This window comes from Mesorhizobium sp. BR1-1-15, assembly GCF_020165475.1.
In the GTDB taxonomy this organism is placed as follows: domain Bacteria; phylum Pseudomonadota; class Alphaproteobacteria; order Rhizobiales; family Rhizobiaceae; genus Mesorhizobium.
In genome coordinates, this window is record NZ_JAIUIF010000001.1 from 519,894 (window position 1) to 535,211 (window position 15,318).

Here is a 15,318-nt window from a genome sequence, read left to right on the forward strand (position 1 = left end):
CCGAACCCACCGGCGATGATCCATCCGCCCAACAGACGGCGGGTGCTTGCGCTGACGGCCGCGGCCTTGCTGCCGCCGGTTGCCGGCAGGACTGCGACGACAAATGTTGCCGCGATCGATTGGGGCATGCTGGAAACGCTTCTGGCGCTCGGCGTCGAGCCGGTGGCGGCGACCGAACTGATCCAGTTCCGCAGGATTGCGCTCGAGCCTGCCGTTCCCCAAACCGTGACCGATCTCGGACTGCGCGGCACGCCCAACTACGAGCTGTTGCGCATCGTCGCGCCGGACCTGATCGTCATCTCCAATTTCTACGAGTACCAACGCCCGATTCTGGAACGCATAGCGCCGGTGTTCGCGCAAACCGTCTACGATGCCGGAGTACCGCCCTACGCTCTTGCCGAGGCAGCGACGCTGGCCCTGGGCGAGAAGCTCGGACGACCGGCCGAAGCGAAGCGTTACCTCGACGAAACCGCCGACGACATAGCGCGGCGTCGCGCCGCCATGCCAACCAGGTCCGCACGGCCGGTCTTTGTCATCAGCCTCGGCGACTCCAGGCACTTCCGCGCCTTCGGCCGGGACTCCATGTTCGGTGACGTGCTCACGCGGCTCGCCCTGGTCAATGCCTGGTCCGAAGAGACAAGTTACAGCGCGGCAGCACCCGTTGGCCTGGAGGCGCTGGCGCGGGTGCCCGAGGCCTCCATCCTGATCGTCTCGCCCTTGCCGGCGGATGTCGGGCGCTCGCTTCCCACCAATGCGTTGTGGAACGCGCTGCCGGCCGTGAGCAAAGGCCGCGTCGCGGTGCTCGAAGCGATCAACCATTTCGGCTGCCTGCCGTCGGCGCGCCGCTTCGCGCGGCTGGCGACGGCGGCGCTTGCGGGTCATGCTTCGTGACGGAGCGCGCTGTGGCCCGAAGCGAGATACCTCACCGCACCATCGGCGGCGCGCTGTCGCCCATAATCCTATGGGGCCTGCTCGCGGGGCTGGCCGCACTCTTGTTCGCATGGCGCGTCGGCATGCAGCAGCCGGCATCGGTGCCGGGCGATCTCCGCCATGTCATCCTGTTCTACAGCTCGCTGCCGCGCGCCGTCGTAGCGGTGCTGGCGGGCGCCGTGCTCGGCCTGTCCGGCCTGCTGTTGCAGCATGTGCTGCGCAATCCGCTGGCGGAACCATCGACGCTCGGCATTTCGGGCGGCGCGCAACTGGCGATGACGCTCGCCTCGCTTTACGCGCCGTTGCTGATGGAGCGATCGCAAGGGCTGGTGGCCTTTGCCGGCGGCACCGCCGCTGTGCTGCTGGTGCTGGCGTTGACTTGGCGGCGCGGGCTGGAGCCGGTGTCGGTCGTGCTCGCCGGAATGATGGTGGCGCTGACCGCGAGTTCCGTCAGCGCCGCGCTGATCCTCGCCAATGGCGATTACCTGTTCTCGCTGTTCATCTGGGGCGGCGGGTCGCTGGTGCAGCAGGATTGGCGACCGGCCATCGCGCTGACGATCAGGCTGGCGGCCGGCGCCGCCGCGGCGCTGATGCTGCTGCGGCCGCTGACCATCCTTGGCCTCGACGACGCCTCGGCTCGCGGCCTTGGCGTTGCCCGCCACACCAGCCGCTTTCTCATCATCGCTCTTGCGGTATGGATGGCAACGACGGTCGCGGCGCAGATCGGCGTCATTGGTTTCGTCGGCCTTGCCGCGCCGGCGCTCGCCATGCTTTCGGGCGCGCGCACCCTGCGGCAGAAGCTGATCGCCGCGCCGCTGATCGGCGCGGTACTGCTGTGGCTGACGGACGGGCTGGTCCAGCTGGCCGCCGGCTCCGGCGGCGAGCGTATTCCGACCGGCGCGGGAACCGCGCTTCTGGGCGGCCCACTGCTGCTGTGGCTGCTGCCGCGGTTGCGCATGTTCGAATGGCCGCATCTCGGTTCCAATGGCGTGACGCCGCGCAAGGCCCGCCGTCCGTGGCTCATCATCCTCGTCTTGCTTGCGCTCACATTTGCCGCCGCCTTGGCCCTCGTGGTCGGGCGCGGACCGGCAGGGTGGTCGATCGCCGGCGGCGACCTGCTGGCCGATCTTGTCTCCTGGCGCGCGCCGCGTGTCGGCGTGGCCGCGGCCGCCGGCGCGATGCTCGCGGCGGCGGGCGTGGTCATCCAGCGCGTTACCGGCAACCCTCTGGCGAGCCCCGAAGTGCTTGGCGTCGGCACCGGCGCGGGCGCCGGTCTGACCGCCGTGCTGACGGTCAGCGCAACGACCGGGCTCGGCTGGCAGCTCGCCGGCTCGGCCGCGGGCTCACTGGCGGCACTGGCCGCCATGCTGGCCATCGCCGCCAAGGCAAAGTTCGGCGCCGACCGATTGCTGCTTGCCGGCATTGCCATGAGCGCACTGTGCAGCGCGCTGATCACCGCGACGATCGCGATGGGCAATACACAGTCCTATGTGCTGTTGCGCTGGCTGAGCGGTTCGACCGGCCAGGCGACCGCCCTGGACGCAGCCGTTGCACTGGCCTGCCTGTTGCCACTGACGCTGCCGCTTTTTCTTGCCGCGCGCTGGCTGGACATCCTGCCGCTCGGGGCCGACAGCGCGCGCGCACTTGGCGTACCCGTAGCCGGCGGGCGGCTGATGCTGGTCGTCGTCAGCGCGCTCCTGACCGCGCTGGCCGCTTTGATCGTCGGCCCGTTGAGCTTCGTCGGCCTGATCGCGCCACACCTTGCCCGGCTCCTCGGCTTTTGGCGCGCACGCATTCATCTTGCCGGGGCGATGCTTCTGGGCGCCTTGCTGATGACCATATCGGACTGGCTGTCGCGCATGGCGGCTTTCCCGTACGAACTGCCTGTCGGCCTGTTCGCCTCATTGCTCGGCGGGCCGTATCTCGTCTACCTGCTTGCCAGGGGCGTGCCTCGTCAGGGCTGACGCGGTCCGGGCATGTCAGGAAGACCATTCGGCCTTCAGCACCGAGACCGCCGCCTCGCTGTTGTGGACGTAGTCATTGGCGTCCGGCTGCTTCTGCACCAGGAGGATGAACAGAAGGTCGGTCAGCGTCAGCTGCGCATCGCGCGCGGTGATGGACGATGAGCGCGCACGCTCCTCGTCGGCGATGGTGTAGAGGCAGATATCGGCAACGCGGCTCAGCGGATTGTCGTGCAGGCCGGTGACCGCGATCACCATGGTGCCGCGCTTGCGGGCAAGCTCGGCGATGCGCAGAGTTTCGATGCTGGCGCCCGAATGGGAGAGCGCGAACAGCACATCGTCAGGCCCGAGCGTCGAGGCATTGGCCATCTGGATATGGCTGTCGCTGTCATGCAGCACATTGCGGGCAAGCTTCATCAGCTTGTAGGAGAAATCACGCGCCACCAGCGAGGAGGCGCCGACGCCGGCCAGATGTATGCGGCGCGCACCATCCAGCAGTTCCAGCGCCCTGGAGATGATCCGCTCGCTGTTGGCGGCGACGGTCCGCTCCATCGACAGAAGCTTGCTGCCGATCAGCTTCTTCAAGATGACCTGATAGCCGTCGCCGACCTCGATCGAACCGTGGATCATACCGGCCGGCACCTGCCATTCCCGCGCCTTGGCTTCGCTGACGGCGAGCTTGAGCTCCTGGTAGCTGGCATAGCCGAGCTTCTGGCTGAATTTGACGACGCTCGACTGGCTGCGCCCGATCTCAGCCGCAAGAGCAGCCGTCGACAGCCGCAGCATCTCCTCGGGATTTTCGACGATGTACTGGCCGATCTCACGATCGCCGGGCGCCATGCCGTCGAGCTTGGCATTGATCCTGTTCAGAACGGACATGATTCCCCTTGCGCTTTGGCGTCCAGCCGCACGGCCAAGGAATAATTTATTCCAATTTCGATTGACAGCCAAGAACGTGGAATTAATTCTCAAGCTGGCCCCGAAAAGAGCTCGGGAACAGCTTTCGAGAGCGCCGCGCCCGGACGCGGCCCGGCGCACAAGGTTTCAGCCATGGACAGACTGCGCATCGTCGGCGGGCAAAGACTGCAAGGCGCGGTCACCATATCGGGCGCCAAGAACGCCGCTCTGCCGCAGATCGCGGCGGCGCTGCTCAGTCCCTACCCGCTCGAACTGACCAACCTGCCCGATGTGACCGATGTCGAGAACATGCTCGGCGTGGTGCGGCTGCACGGCGCCGAGGTGACGCGATCGGCCCATGCCGCGACGATCGACACCAGTGCCGCCGTTTCCGGGGAGACGTCCTACGACACCGTCAGAAAGATGCGCGCGACGGTGCTGGTGCTGGCGCCGCTGCTCGCCCGTTTCGGCCATGCGCGGGTTTCGCTGCCTGGCGGCTGCGCGATCGGCGCGCGGCCGGTCGACATGCATGTCGCCGCACTCGCGGCGCTGGGCGCCCGCATCGCCATCGAGAACGGGCTGATCGTCGCCTCGGCGCCGAACGGGCTCACCGGCACGCGCATCGTGCTGAGCTCGCCGTCGGTCGGGGCGACGGAAACCGCCATGATGGCGGCGACCACGGCCAAGGGCGAAACCGAAATCCTCAACGCGGCGCGCGAGCCCGAAGTGGCCGACCTCGCGGCTTGCCTCAACGCGATGGGCGCGCGTGTCGAAGGTGCCGGCACACATCGCATCCTGATCGCCGGCGACACGGACTGGCGCGCGGCCAGGCACGACATCATTCCGGACCGGATAGAGGCCGGCACCTATGCCATCGCCGCGGCGATCACCGGCGGGCAACTGGAACTGACGCATGCCCGGCTCGAGCACATGGCCTCGGTGGTGCAACTGCTGGAGGCGACCGGCGTCGGCGTCTGGCCGGGCGACCGCGGGCTCATCGTGTCGCGCGAGCGGCCGCTCAAGGCCGCCGACGTCACGACGGAACCCTATCCGGGCTTTCCGACCGATCTCCAGGCGCAGTTCATGGCGCTGATGTGCTGCGCGCAGGGCGCGTCGCTGCTGCGCGAAACCATTTTCGAGAACCGCTTCATGCATGTTCCCGAACTGATGCGGCTCGGCGCCAACATCAAGCTGCAAGGCACCACCGCGCTGGTGCGCGGCGGCGAGAAACTGCATGGCGCGCAAGTCATGGCCACCGATTTGCGCGCCTCGGTGTCGCTGGTGCTGGCGGCCTTGGTCGCCGAGGGCGGGACGACCATCAACCGGGTCTATCATCTCGACCGTGGCTATGAGCAACTGGACCGCAAGCTGCGTCTGTGCGGCGCCGACATCGAGCGGCTGAGCGCATGAACAACGGCCGCTCCGATTATTTTCTCGGCGTCGACGGCGGCGGAACCGGCTGTCGCGCCCGCGTCGAGGATGCCGAGGGAACCGTGCTGGGACAAGGCCTCTCCGGTCCGGCGTCGACGCGGCTCGGCATCGATATGGCCTGGGCGTCGGTTGCCAAGGCCTTTGGCGCGGCGATCGAGGAGGCAGGGTTCGGCGCGGCGGAAAGCGCCCGAATTCACGCCGGCATCGGCCTTGCCGGGATCGGCCGCAAGGGCGCGCTGGAGGCGCTGCGGGCGATCGCGCATCCCTTTGCCAGCATCGATTTCGTCAGCGATGGCGTCGCCGCCTGCCTCGGCGCGCATTCGGGCCAGGACGGCGCCATCGTCATCGCCGGCACCGGTTCGATCGGCCTCGGCTTCGTCGAGGGCCGCGACCTGCGCGCCGGAGGCTATGGCTTTCCGATCTCCGACGAAGGCAGCGGCGCCGATCTCGGGCTGAAGGCCGTGCAGCTGGCGTTGCGCGCCCATGACGGCCGGCATGAGCGCACGGCACTGCTGGCGGAAGTCATGCAGCGTTTCGAGAACGACCCGATGCAAGCCGTGGCCTGGATGGACCGCGCCAGCGCCACCGACTATGCGGCCCTGGCGCCGATGGTGATGCGCCACGCCGACCAAGGCGATCCGGCAGGGCGGCGCATCGTGCAAAAGGCCGCCGAACAGATCGACACGCTGGTGCGGGTTCTGTTCGAAAAAGGCGCGCCGCGCGTGGCCCTGCTGGGCGGGCTCGCCAGTCCGCTCGAACCATGGCTCGCACCCGACGTTCGCCGGCGCCTGAAAGCCGCCGATGGCGACGCGGTTTCCGGGGCGATCATTCTTGCCCGCAGGTCACTCGGCAAGCATTAGCGCGGCAGGAATAATTTATTCCATCTTTCCGTTGACGGAACGAATATTGAATTCTAAGACGTTAACGAAACGGGGTAGCATAACGAAATACGCGTGTGCCGGAGCCAAAGAGGAACCACTTCCGAACAGGCTGAGCGGCCTGATTTTTGAAAGCACTGATTTGAAAGCACTGGGATGAGCGAGCAAGGTTTGATGTCCGAGCTGGACCGGCTGGTTTCCGAAGGCCGGAATCCGCGGACCATGGACATCGACCTGCTGCCGACGATCGATGTGCTGCGCAAGATCAACGACGAGGACCGGGTGGTTCCGGCAGCGGTCGAAAAGGTGCTGCCGGACATCGCGGCCGCGGTCGACCGCATCGTCCTCGCCTTCCAGAAAGGCGCTCGGCTTATCTATATGGGCGCCGGCACCAGCGGCCGGCTGGGCGTGCTCGACGCCTCGGAATGTCCGCCCACTTTCGGCGTGCCGGAAGGCATGGTCGTTGGCCTGATCGCCGGCGGGCCCGACGCGCTGGTGCGCTCGACCGAAGGGGCCGAGGATGATCCCAAGATGGGCGCCAGGGCCTTGCAGGACATCAAGCTCACCCCGGACGACGTGGTGGTCGGCATCGCGGTCAGCGGGCGCACGCCCTATGTGATCGGCGGGTTGAATTATGCCAAGCAGGTGGGGGCAACGACGGTCGCCCTGTCCTGCAATCCGGCATCGACCATAGCAGGCATTGCCGACATCGCCATCTCGCCGGTCGTCGGTCCCGAGGTGCTGACCGGCTCGACGCGGCTGAAATCCGGAACGGCGCAGAAGCTGGTGCTCAACATGCTGAGCACGGCCTCGATGATCCGCATCGGCAAGAGCTACCAGAACCTGATGGTGGACCTTAATCCGTCCAACAGGAAACTGGCCGCCAGGGCAACCAGGATCGTGATGCAGACCACAGGCTGCACGGCGGCGCAGGCGCGCCAGGCGCTCGGCCGGACCGGCAACGACGTGAAGCTGGCGATCCTGCTGACCATCACCGGGCTTGAGGTCGAGGAGGCGCGCGCAGCCCTCGCCAAGGCAAGGGGTTTCCTGCGAAAGGCAATCAGCGACGAGACGCATGAAGGCGCTTGAGACCAGACGGCGTGAAGCTGCTTTACACAAGACGGCGCGAAGCCGCATAGACTGGGCCGATAGTCCAAAGCGCGTGTGTCTTGGAAGCGGTCCGCAGAAACTGCAAGGGCATCGGGTTCAAGCAAAGATGGGAGACGAGAATGGTTCACCTCACAAGAAAGCTGCTGTCGGGCATCACGCTGGCAGCCATGCTCGGCATCGCCACGGTCTCGACGCAGGCGGCGACGCTGCACATGGCCTGGTCGCAGGACGCAACGGGACTTGATCCGCACAAGCAGACGGCCTTTTCCTCGCTGCGGCTCCTGGAGCTGATCTATGAGCCGCTGGTGCGGGTCGATGCCAGCCTGCAGATCATCCCGGCCATCGCCACGTCCTGGGAATTCTCCAAGGACGGCAAGGAGCTGACCTTCAAGCTCGATCCCAAGGCGAAATTCCAGGACGGCGCTGCCGTGACCTCGGCCGACGTCAAGGCGTCTTTCGAGCGCATCCTGGACGAGAAGACAGGCGCCGCCGCCCGCGCCAACTTCCTGTCGATCGCCAGCATCGACACGCCGGACGGTGGAACCGTCGTGTTCCATTTATCGCAGCCCGACGCGCCGATCCTGACGGCGATGAGCGACATCAACGCGGCCATCGTGCCGGCGGCCGAGATCAAGGCCGGCTCGATCGGCACCAAAACGGTCGGCTCCGGCCCGTTCCAGCTCGATAAATGGGACCCCAACGCCAAGGAAGTCTTGAGCGCCAACAAGGAATGGGCCGGCGGCGCGATCGGCGTCGACGGTATCGAAATCAGCGTGCTGCCCGATGAAGCGGCGATCCTCGCCGCCCTGCGCACCAAGCAGGTCGATTTCGCGCTGCTCAACGATCCGCTCGTCGCCACGCTGGTGCCGAAGGAGGCTAGCCTGCAACTGAACCGCGCGCCGGTGCTGGCCTATAACGTGCTGCAGCTCAATCCGTCACGCAAGCCGATGACCGAACTCAAGGTGCGCCAGGCGATCTCCTGCGCCATCGACCGGCAGGAGGTTCTGGACACCGCCGCGCTCGGTGAAGGCAAGGTCACCGGACCGCTGACCATCCCAGCACTTGCGACCGATCCAAGCCAGCTCTTCTGCTACAAGCGTGATGTCGAGAAGGCCAAGAAGTTGATGGCGGAGGCAGGCTTTGCCGACGGCTTTTCGGCGACCGTGATCGGCGCCACCGGCGAGCCGCCGACGGCGGCGGCGGAAGCCCAGGTCATCCAGTCGCAGCTCGCCGAGATCGGCGTCAAGCTCGACATCAAGATGATGGAGCTCAACGTCTATGTCGACGCCTGGCTGAAGGGCGATTTCGACATGGCGATCGCGCTCAATGGCGGCCGCGCCGACCCCTACACAATGTACAACCGCTACTGGACCAAATCAGGCAATCTGCAGAAGGTGGCCAACTACATCGACGACACGCTGGACAGCCTGATGCAGAAAGGCCGCGCCGAGACCGATCCGGCCAAGCGCAAGGCGATCTTCACCGAGTTCGAGAAGCACCTCGCCGAAGTCTCGCCCTGGATCTGGCTCTACACGTCCTACAGCTATACCGCCCAGCAGAAGAACATTGCCGGGTTCGTGCCAACGCCGACGGGCACGCTGTTCAGCCTCAGCAAGGTTACCATCCAGCAGTAGCCATCGCTGGCCCCAGAGTCGGATGATTTCAGGTTGAATCGACCTGAAATCTGAATCCGCCTCCAGATCAAAGGGATAGAGCATGATGTCGTCCGAAAACCGTTTCACACTTTTCGGCATCATGCTCTAGACGAGAGGTCTTCTTCGCGTGAACTATCTGATGCGACGACTTGCGGCGTTTCCTCTCGTCCTGCTTGGCGTGTCGATCCTGGTCTTCGTGGCGATCCGGATGGTGCCGGGCGATTCGATCACCGCGATGCTGGGCACCGAAGCCGGCCTGCTGACGCCGGCACAGCGCGATGCGCTCGCCGCCTATTTCGGCATCGACCAGCCCTGGTTCGTCCAGTACTGGCGCTGGATCGGCGGCATCCTGCACGGCAATTTCGGCATCTCCGTCACCTATGGTAGGCCGGTATTGGACGTCATCCTCGAGCGCTTCCCGCTGACGCTGGAACTGGCCGTGCTGTCGATGATCATCGCACTCGCAGCCGGCATGCCGGCGGGCATCTACGCCGCCACGCATAGTGAGAAACTGTCCGACCTCGGTGTGCGCGTCGTCGCTATGATCGGCCAGTCGACGCCGAGCTTCGTGCTCGGCCTTTTGATCATCTACGCGCTGTCGGCCGGCTTCGGCGTGCTGCCGGCCATGGGCGAATTCACGCCGCTCTGGCAGGATCCCTTGCGTAATCTCAGCCAGCTGATCCTGCCTGCCATCACGCTCGGCTTCGCCTTCGCCGCCTCGGTCACCCGCATCTCGCGCTCGGCCATGCTCGACGTGTTGAGCGACGACTATGTGCGCACCGCCCGCAGCAAGGGCGCCTCGGCGCGCAGCGTCATCTGGCGACATGCGCTCCCCAACGCGCTGATCCCCGTGGTGACGCTGAGCGGCATTGAATTCGGCTATCTCCTGGGCGGCGCGGTCATCGTCGAGCAGATCTATGCCCTGCCCGGCCTCGGCCGCATGGTGCTCGACGCCATACTCCAGCGCGACTACGCGCTGGTGCAGGGCAGCGTGCTGTTCATCGCCTTCAACTTCATGATCGTCAATCTCCTGGTCGACCTCGCCTATGTCGCGCTCGATCCGCGCATCCGGCTGGGCGAGCAGTGATGCGCATGCTGCGCGCCATCCTCGGGCACGGCAGCGGTCGTATCGGCGGCGTGATCGTCGGCGTCTATCTCCTGGTCGCCATCCTCGGTTTGCTTGGACTGACGCCGCACAATCCGATCACGCAATACCGGATCGACCGGCTGCACGCGCCCAGTGCCGCCTACTGGATGGGCACCGACCTGTTCGGCCGCGACGTGGCGAGCCGGCTGATGGCGGGCGTCGGCCAGTCCTTCACCGTTGCCTTTCTTTCGGTCGCCTTCGCCGCGCTTGCCGGCACCGTGCTTGGGCTCGCCGCCGCTTGGCTCGGGCGTCGCTGGGACGGCGTGCTGATGCGGATCATGGATGTGCTGCTGGCTTTTCCTGCCATTCTTCTGGCGCTGCTGATCGTCACCGTTGCCGGACCGGGCACATGGACCAGCGTGGTCGCCATCGGCATCGTCTATACGCCGATCTTCACACGCGTGGTGCGCGGCCCTGCTTTGTCGCTCAAAGCGCGCGAATTCGTCGACGCCGCGCGCACCTTCGGCAGCAGCTCCAGCTACATCGTCACGCGGCACCTGCTGCTCAATCTGGTCGCGCCGCTGACCGTCCAGGTGACGCTGGCGCTCGCCTGGGCATTGCTGACCGAGGCCGGCCTGAGCTTCCTCGGTCTCGGCACGCAGCCGCCGGCCGCTTCGCTCGGCCTGATGCTGAGCGACAGCCGCAATCTGATGGAAACCGCCCCATGGCTGATGATCTTCCCCGGCCTGGCGATCATGATCAGCATTCTGGGCTTCAACCTCTTGGGCGACGCCTTGCGCGACATCCTCGATCCGAGGATGCGGAGAGCGCTCGCATGATCCCGCTTCTGTCGGTCCGCGACCTGAACGTCGGCTTCGGCCGCGACCCGAAAGCCAATGAGGTGGTGCGCGGCGTCAGCTTCGACCTCGCCGACGGCGAAACGCTGGCCATCGTCGGCGAAAGCGGCTCGGGCAAGTCGGTCACCGCGCTGTCGATCAACCGTCTCATCGATTTCGGCGGCGGCCGCGTCACCGGCGGCGCCATGACGCTGAAACGGGCCGACGGCAGTCTCTTCGACCTGACGACCGCGACCGAGCGGCAACTGACCGGGATTCGCGGCGCAGAGATCGGCATGATCTTCCAGGAGCCCATGACCTCGCTCAATCCTGTGCTGACGATCGGCACACAGATCGAGGAATCGTTCCGGCTGCATCGCGGCCTGACCGGCCGGCAGGCCACGGCGGCGGCCAAGGACGCGCTCGACCGGTCGCGCATCCCCGATGCGGCAAGGCGGCTGAAATACACGCCCAACCAGCTGTCGGGCGGCATGCTGCAAAGGGTGATGATCGCCATTGCGCTCGCCTGCAATCCGCGTCTGCTGATCGCCGACGAACCGACCACGGCGCTCGATGTGACGGTACAGGCGCAGATCATGGCGCTGCTTGCGGAGCTCAAGCAGGAAAGCGGCATGTCGATGATCTTCATCACCCACGACATCGGCCTTGTCGCCGGCATCGCCGACACGGTAATGGTGATGCAGAACGGGCAGGCCGTGGAACAGGGCGAACTGAACCAGGTCCTCGACAGGCCGCAGCACGCTTATACGCAGCATCTGTTGCGGGTTGTGCCGCACTTCGCCCACGGCCGCGCGACACGCACGGACGGGCAGCGCGACAAGAACGCAAGGAAGGACCCGGCCCTTGAGGTCAACGGCCTCGTGGTGCGGTTTCCGCTCAAGAGCAGTTTCTTCAGCCATGCCAGCGGCGCGGTGCACGCCGTGGATGGCATCGACTTCGACCTGATGCCGGGAGAGACACTGGCCATTGTCGGCGAGAGCGGCTCGGGCAAATCAACCACCGCGAAAGCAGTCCTTGGGCTGGTGCGCTCGACGCGCGGCAGCTTCTCGGTGGGCGCCCGGACGGCCTCGGCAAAGCACAGCGCCAAGCCCGTGCAGATGGTTTTCCAGAATCCCTACGCTTCGCTCAACCCGCGGCTGAGCATCGAGAGCATCCTGGCGGAGCCGGTGATCGCCAATGGCGGCCGGGCGGACGCCGAAACGCGAGCCAGGATGGCGAGCCTGCTGGAGCGCGTCGGCCTGCCGCAGAACAGTTTGCAGCGCTATCCGCACGAATTCTCCGGAGGCCAGCGGCAAAGGCTGTGCATCGCCCGCGCGCTGATGCTCAACCCGTCGGTCGTCGTTCTGGATGAAGCGGTTTCCGCCCTCGATGTTTCAGTGCAGGCTAAGGTGCTGGAGCTGCTGGTCGACCTGCAGCGCGAGTTCGGGCTGGCCTATCTGTTCATCTCGCACGACATGGCTGTCGTCGAGCGGATCGCTCATCGCATCGCCGTCATCTATGCCGGCCAGATCGTCGAGATCGGAGACGCGGCCTCGGTGCTGTCGGCGCCGAAACATTCCTACACGAAGAAGCTCATGTCAGCGGTTCCGGCCATCGACCGGCGGCATGAGCGTTTCGAGATCGACACACGCCAGGTGCCTTCCCTGGTGCGCCCGCAAGGGTTTGAGCCGGCGCCGGCGAGATGGGAGGAATTTGGGGTAGATCATATGGCGAGGGTGGAAGGGTGATGCATGGTGCCCTGGGCTCGGTTAGGTCGGCGGGACAGCACCCCCCTCTGTCCTGCCGGACATCTCCCCCGCAAGGGGGGAGATCGGATGTCGCCTCGGCTTTCGCCAATCTCCGATGTTGGAAGGCTGGCGGGACATCAACTCTGCCAATCTCCCCCCTTGCGGGGGAGATGCCCGGCAGGGCAGAGGGGGGTGTGACGGAACTCGGCCTTTCAGGAGGCCCGCATTGACCAACCTCGCCCAGATCTTCGACCGCGCGTTCCAACCACTCGCAGCGGCAGTTGCCGCCAAGCGCATCCCCGGTGGCGTGCTCGGCATCGTTGACAGGAATGGCGACCGCATCACCAGGGCGATCGGCTCAGCCCAACTCGTGCCTAAGCAGCGACCGATGCGTGAGGAGACCTGGTTCGACCTGGCATCCCTGACCAAGGTGATCTTCACCACGCCGCGCATTCTGGCGCTGGCTCAGGACGGTGCCATCGATCTCGACGCACCACTCGTCTCGGTGCTGCCGGACCTTCGCCAATATGACGCGAGTGCCTGGGAGCGGAAGGTGACGTTTCGCCAGTGCCTCGGGCACCAGACGCCCTTCCCGGCCGTCGAACCGATCTATACCTACGGGCGCGACCCCGACTTGCTGCGCGCCTTCATCCTGCAACGGGAATGGCGGGCCCGCGATCCGGTCTATTCCGACATCAATTTCATCCTGCTCGGCTTTGCGCTCGAACGGCTGTCGGGAAAAAGCATCCGGGGCATGGAGCCCGGCCCGGGCTTTGCGTGGTCCGCCGAGCCAGATCTCGCCGCGGCAACAGAAGACTGCACTTGGCGCCATCGCGTTCTGTCCGGCGAGGTTCACGACGACAATTGCGCGGCGTTGCAAGGCGCCGGCCATGCCGGCCTGTTCGGCACGGCGGCCTCGGTGCTCGATTTCGCCCAAGGGCTGCTGACCGGCGCATCCGAACGGTCGATCGCGCCGATGCGCACGCCCTTGTCCGCTACCCGCACCCACGGTTGGGAGCGTCCTTATGACGGCTGGTCCGGCGGCGCCTTGTGCAGCCCGCAAACGATAGGCCATACCGGCTTTACCGGCACGGGGCTGTGGATCGACTTCGACAGAGGCAAGGCCTGGACCTTGCTTACCAACCGGATCCATCCGACACGTCATTTCGACAGCGGAATCGTCGCGCTTCGCCAAGCGGTCGGCGATCTCATCAATGGAGTTCGATAATGGAATCCATCTGGGCCGTCGGCCTGATGACCGGCACCGTGCTGGACGGCAACATCGATGTCGCCCTGATCAAGACCGATGGCGAGCGCATCGACGATTTCGGCACCTACCGGCTGATGCCCTATCCCCCTTCGATCCGCTCGCTGCTGGAAGAGACGCTTAAGCAGGCACGGGCCTGGAACTTTACCGGACCGGAGCCGGCGATCTTCCGCGAGGCCGAGGAGGCGCTGACGCGCGCGCAATCGGCGGCGGTCAGGGAGCTCGTAGAAGGTTATGGGATGACGATGGCGGATATCGGCGTCGTCGGCTTCCACGGCCAGACCGTACTGCATCGCGCGCCGCAAATCGGCCGGCTCGGCCAGACCCGGCAGCTTGGTGATGGCGAATTGATGCATGCGATCCTCGGCACCAAGGTTGCCTATGATTTCCGCTCTGCCGACATGCGCGCCGGAGGACAGGGCGCACCGTTGGCGGCCGCCTATCACACCGCGCTGATGCGCAGCGCCGGCGCCAGCGGCGAGGTGGCCGTGCTGAACCTCGGCGGCGTCGCCAACATCACCTGGTGGGACGGCGGCGACAATGTCGTTGCCTTCGACACCGGCCCCGCCAACGCGCCGCTCAACGATTTCATCAAGTCGAAGGGGCTCGGCGAAATGGACCGCGACGGCGCGCTTGGCCGGGCGGGAACGGTCGACGAAGCCCGGCTCGCCAAGCTGCTGCAACACCCCTATTTGACCAAACCCTATCCGAAATCGCTGGACCGTTTCGACTTCGGCGCCACCATGGCGGATGGCCTGAGCGCCGAGGACGGCGCCGCGCTTTTGACCGCCTTCACCGCCGCCGCGGTCGGCAAGGCACTCGATCTTCTGCCGAGCCGGCCGAAAAGACTGGTGGTCAGCGGCGGCGGCCGCCACAACCCGACGATGATGGCAATGATCGCCAGCCGCGCCGGTGTGGAGGTGGTGCAGGCCGAAAGCCTCGGCTGGAGCGGCGACGCGGTGGAGGCGGAGTGTTTTGCCTTTTTGGCGGTGCGCGTACTGGGCGGCCTGCCGATCAGTTTTCCCAGCACGACGGGCGCGCCGCAGCCGATGCGCGGCGGACGGCTGGCCGGTTGATCAGCCCGCCGACAGTTTTTTCTGCAGGAAGACGCGGCTGCGGCCGACGGGGAAATCGGCGAGTGTTCCGAAGGGCTGATAGCCCTGGCGCTGATAGACCCTGGCGGCGTTCGGGTTGAAGGTGTCGATCCAGGCGTTCTGGCAGCCACGCGCCATCGCCTCCTTCTCAGCCGCGTCCAGCATCGTGCCGGCCATGCGCCGGCCGCGCAGCCTTTCGTCGACCCACAGCCATTGCACGTAAAGCCAGCCCCAGGCGGTGTAGCCCGAAATGCCCGCGACAATCGCGCCTGTATCATCACGCACGAACACCGCAAGGGCCTTCCTTTCGGAAGCGCCGACATCGCCGTCGTTGAACGCCATCAAACGCTCGCCGAGAAAGGCGAGCTCCTCGGGCAAGGGGGTTGCCGTCGTTTCAAGTGTCGTGATCATGGCTCATCCGAAA

13 protein-coding genes are annotated in these 15,318 nt (G+C 65.9%); 11 read left to right on the forward strand and 2 right to left on the reverse strand.

The window, feature by feature from the left end:
* Positions 1-15 precede the first annotated feature (15 nt).
* Both LB541_RS02485 and fhuB read left to right on the forward strand, forming a co-directional pair.
* A complete protein-coding gene (locus tag LB541_RS02485) occupies positions 16-891 on the forward strand; it encodes an iron-siderophore ABC transporter substrate-binding protein (protein WP_263487961.1) in 876 nt (291 codons plus the stop codon).
* 11 nt (positions 892-902) lie between these two features.
* On the forward strand, positions 903-2,894 hold the full coding sequence (gene fhuB, locus LB541_RS02490) for a Fe(3+)-hydroxamate ABC transporter permease FhuB (RefSeq protein WP_224617757.1): 1,992 nt from the start codon (positions 903-905) through the stop codon (positions 2,892-2,894).
* A 15-nt stretch (positions 2,895-2,909) separates the two neighbouring features.
* Here the strand turns inward: fhuB and LB541_RS02495 are convergent, their stop codons facing one another.
* Positions 2,910-3,770: a MurR/RpiR family transcriptional regulator gene (locus LB541_RS02495; protein ID WP_140672691.1), complete on the reverse strand. Its 861-nt coding sequence runs from the start codon at positions 3,768-3,770 to the stop codon at positions 2,910-2,912.
* 171 nt (positions 3,771-3,941) lie between these two features.
* On the opposite strand from LB541_RS02495, the gene murA reads away from it, so the two are divergent.
* From murA to LB541_RS02540, 9 genes are all read left to right on the forward strand, one after another.
* Positions 3,942-5,198, forward strand: coding sequence for a UDP-N-acetylglucosamine 1-carboxyvinyltransferase (gene murA, locus LB541_RS02500; protein WP_140672692.1), 1,257 nt, complete (start codon positions 3,942-3,944; stop codon positions 5,196-5,198).
* A complete protein-coding gene (locus LB541_RS02505) occupies positions 5,195-6,079 on the forward strand; it encodes an N-acetylglucosamine kinase (protein ID WP_224617758.1) in 885 nt (294 codons plus the stop codon). Before murA ends, LB541_RS02505 begins: the two co-directional genes overlap by 4 nt.
* A gap of 174 nt (positions 6,080-6,253) precedes the next feature.
* On the forward strand, positions 6,254-7,186 hold the full coding sequence (murQ, locus tag LB541_RS02510; protein ID WP_140672693.1) for an N-acetylmuramic acid 6-phosphate etherase: 933 nt from the start codon (positions 6,254-6,256) through the stop codon (positions 7,184-7,186).
* 140 nt (positions 7,187-7,326) lie between these two features.
* A complete protein-coding gene (locus LB541_RS02515; protein WP_224617759.1) occupies positions 7,327-8,841 on the forward strand; it encodes an ABC transporter substrate-binding protein in 1,515 nt (504 codons plus the stop codon).
* Positions 8,842-8,989: 148 nt separating this feature from the next.
* On the forward strand, positions 8,990-9,949 hold the full coding sequence (locus LB541_RS02520; protein WP_140497735.1) for an ABC transporter permease: 960 nt from the start codon (positions 8,990-8,992) through the stop codon (positions 9,947-9,949).
* Complete coding sequence (locus LB541_RS02525) at positions 9,949-10,788, forward strand: ABC transporter permease (protein WP_140497733.1); 840 nt, start codon at positions 9,949-9,951, stop codon at positions 10,786-10,788. The genes LB541_RS02520 and LB541_RS02525 overlap by 1 nt, the downstream gene beginning before the upstream one ends.
* Positions 10,785-12,533: an ABC transporter ATP-binding protein gene (locus LB541_RS02530; RefSeq protein WP_140672695.1), complete on the forward strand. Its 1,749-nt coding sequence runs from the start codon at positions 10,785-10,787 to the stop codon at positions 12,531-12,533. Before LB541_RS02525 ends, LB541_RS02530 begins: the two co-directional genes overlap by 4 nt.
* A 226-nt stretch (positions 12,534-12,759) precedes the next feature.
* Positions 12,760-13,761, forward strand: a complete 1,002-nt coding sequence (locus tag LB541_RS02535; RefSeq protein WP_140672696.1) for a serine hydrolase domain-containing protein — start codon at positions 12,760-12,762, stop codon at positions 13,759-13,761.
* Entirely contained in the window at positions 13,761-14,876 is a 1,116-nt protein-coding gene (locus LB541_RS02540) for an anhydro-N-acetylmuramic acid kinase (protein ID WP_140672697.1), read from the forward strand. The genes LB541_RS02535 and LB541_RS02540 overlap by 1 nt, the downstream gene beginning before the upstream one ends.
* On the opposite strand, the gene LB541_RS02545 is transcribed toward LB541_RS02540, so the two are convergent.
* Positions 14,877-15,305: a GNAT family N-acetyltransferase gene (locus tag LB541_RS02545; RefSeq protein ID WP_140672698.1), complete on the reverse strand. Its 429-nt coding sequence runs from the start codon at positions 15,303-15,305 to the stop codon at positions 14,877-14,879.
* Between the last annotated feature and the right edge of the window lie 13 nt (positions 15,306-15,318).

Excerpts from the sequence above, each read along its gene's own strand:
- LB541_RS02485 (WP_263487961.1), top strand. The coding sequence starts at position 16 with ATGATCCATCCGCCCAACAGACGGCGGGTGCTTGCGCTGACGGCCGCG.
- LB541_RS02495 (WP_140672691.1), bottom strand. The coding sequence starts at position 3,770 with ATGTCCGTTCTGAACAGGATCAATGCCAAGCTCGACGGCATGGCGCCC.
- murA (WP_140672692.1), top strand. The coding sequence starts at position 3,942 with ATGGACAGACTGCGCATCGTCGGCGGGCAAAGACTGCAAGGCGCGGTC.
- LB541_RS02505 (WP_224617758.1), top strand. The coding sequence starts at position 5,195 with ATGAACAACGGCCGCTCCGATTATTTTCTCGGCGTCGACGGCGGCGGA.
- murQ (WP_140672693.1), top strand. The coding sequence starts at position 6,254 with ATGAGCGAGCAAGGTTTGATGTCCGAGCTGGACCGGCTGGTTTCCGAA.
- LB541_RS02515 (WP_224617759.1), top strand. The coding sequence starts at position 7,327 with ATGGTTCACCTCACAAGAAAGCTGCTGTCGGGCATCACGCTGGCAGCC.
- LB541_RS02525 (WP_140497733.1), top strand. The coding sequence starts at position 9,949 with ATGCGCATGCTGCGCGCCATCCTCGGGCACGGCAGCGGTCGTATCGGC.
- LB541_RS02530 (WP_140672695.1), top strand. The coding sequence starts at position 10,785 with ATGATCCCGCTTCTGTCGGTCCGCGACCTGAACGTCGGCTTCGGCCGC.
- LB541_RS02540 (WP_140672697.1), top strand. The coding sequence starts at position 13,761 with ATGGAATCCATCTGGGCCGTCGGCCTGATGACCGGCACCGTGCTGGAC.
- LB541_RS02545 (WP_140672698.1), bottom strand. The coding sequence starts at position 15,305 with ATGATCACGACACTTGAAACGACGGCAACCCCCTTGCCCGAGGAGCTC.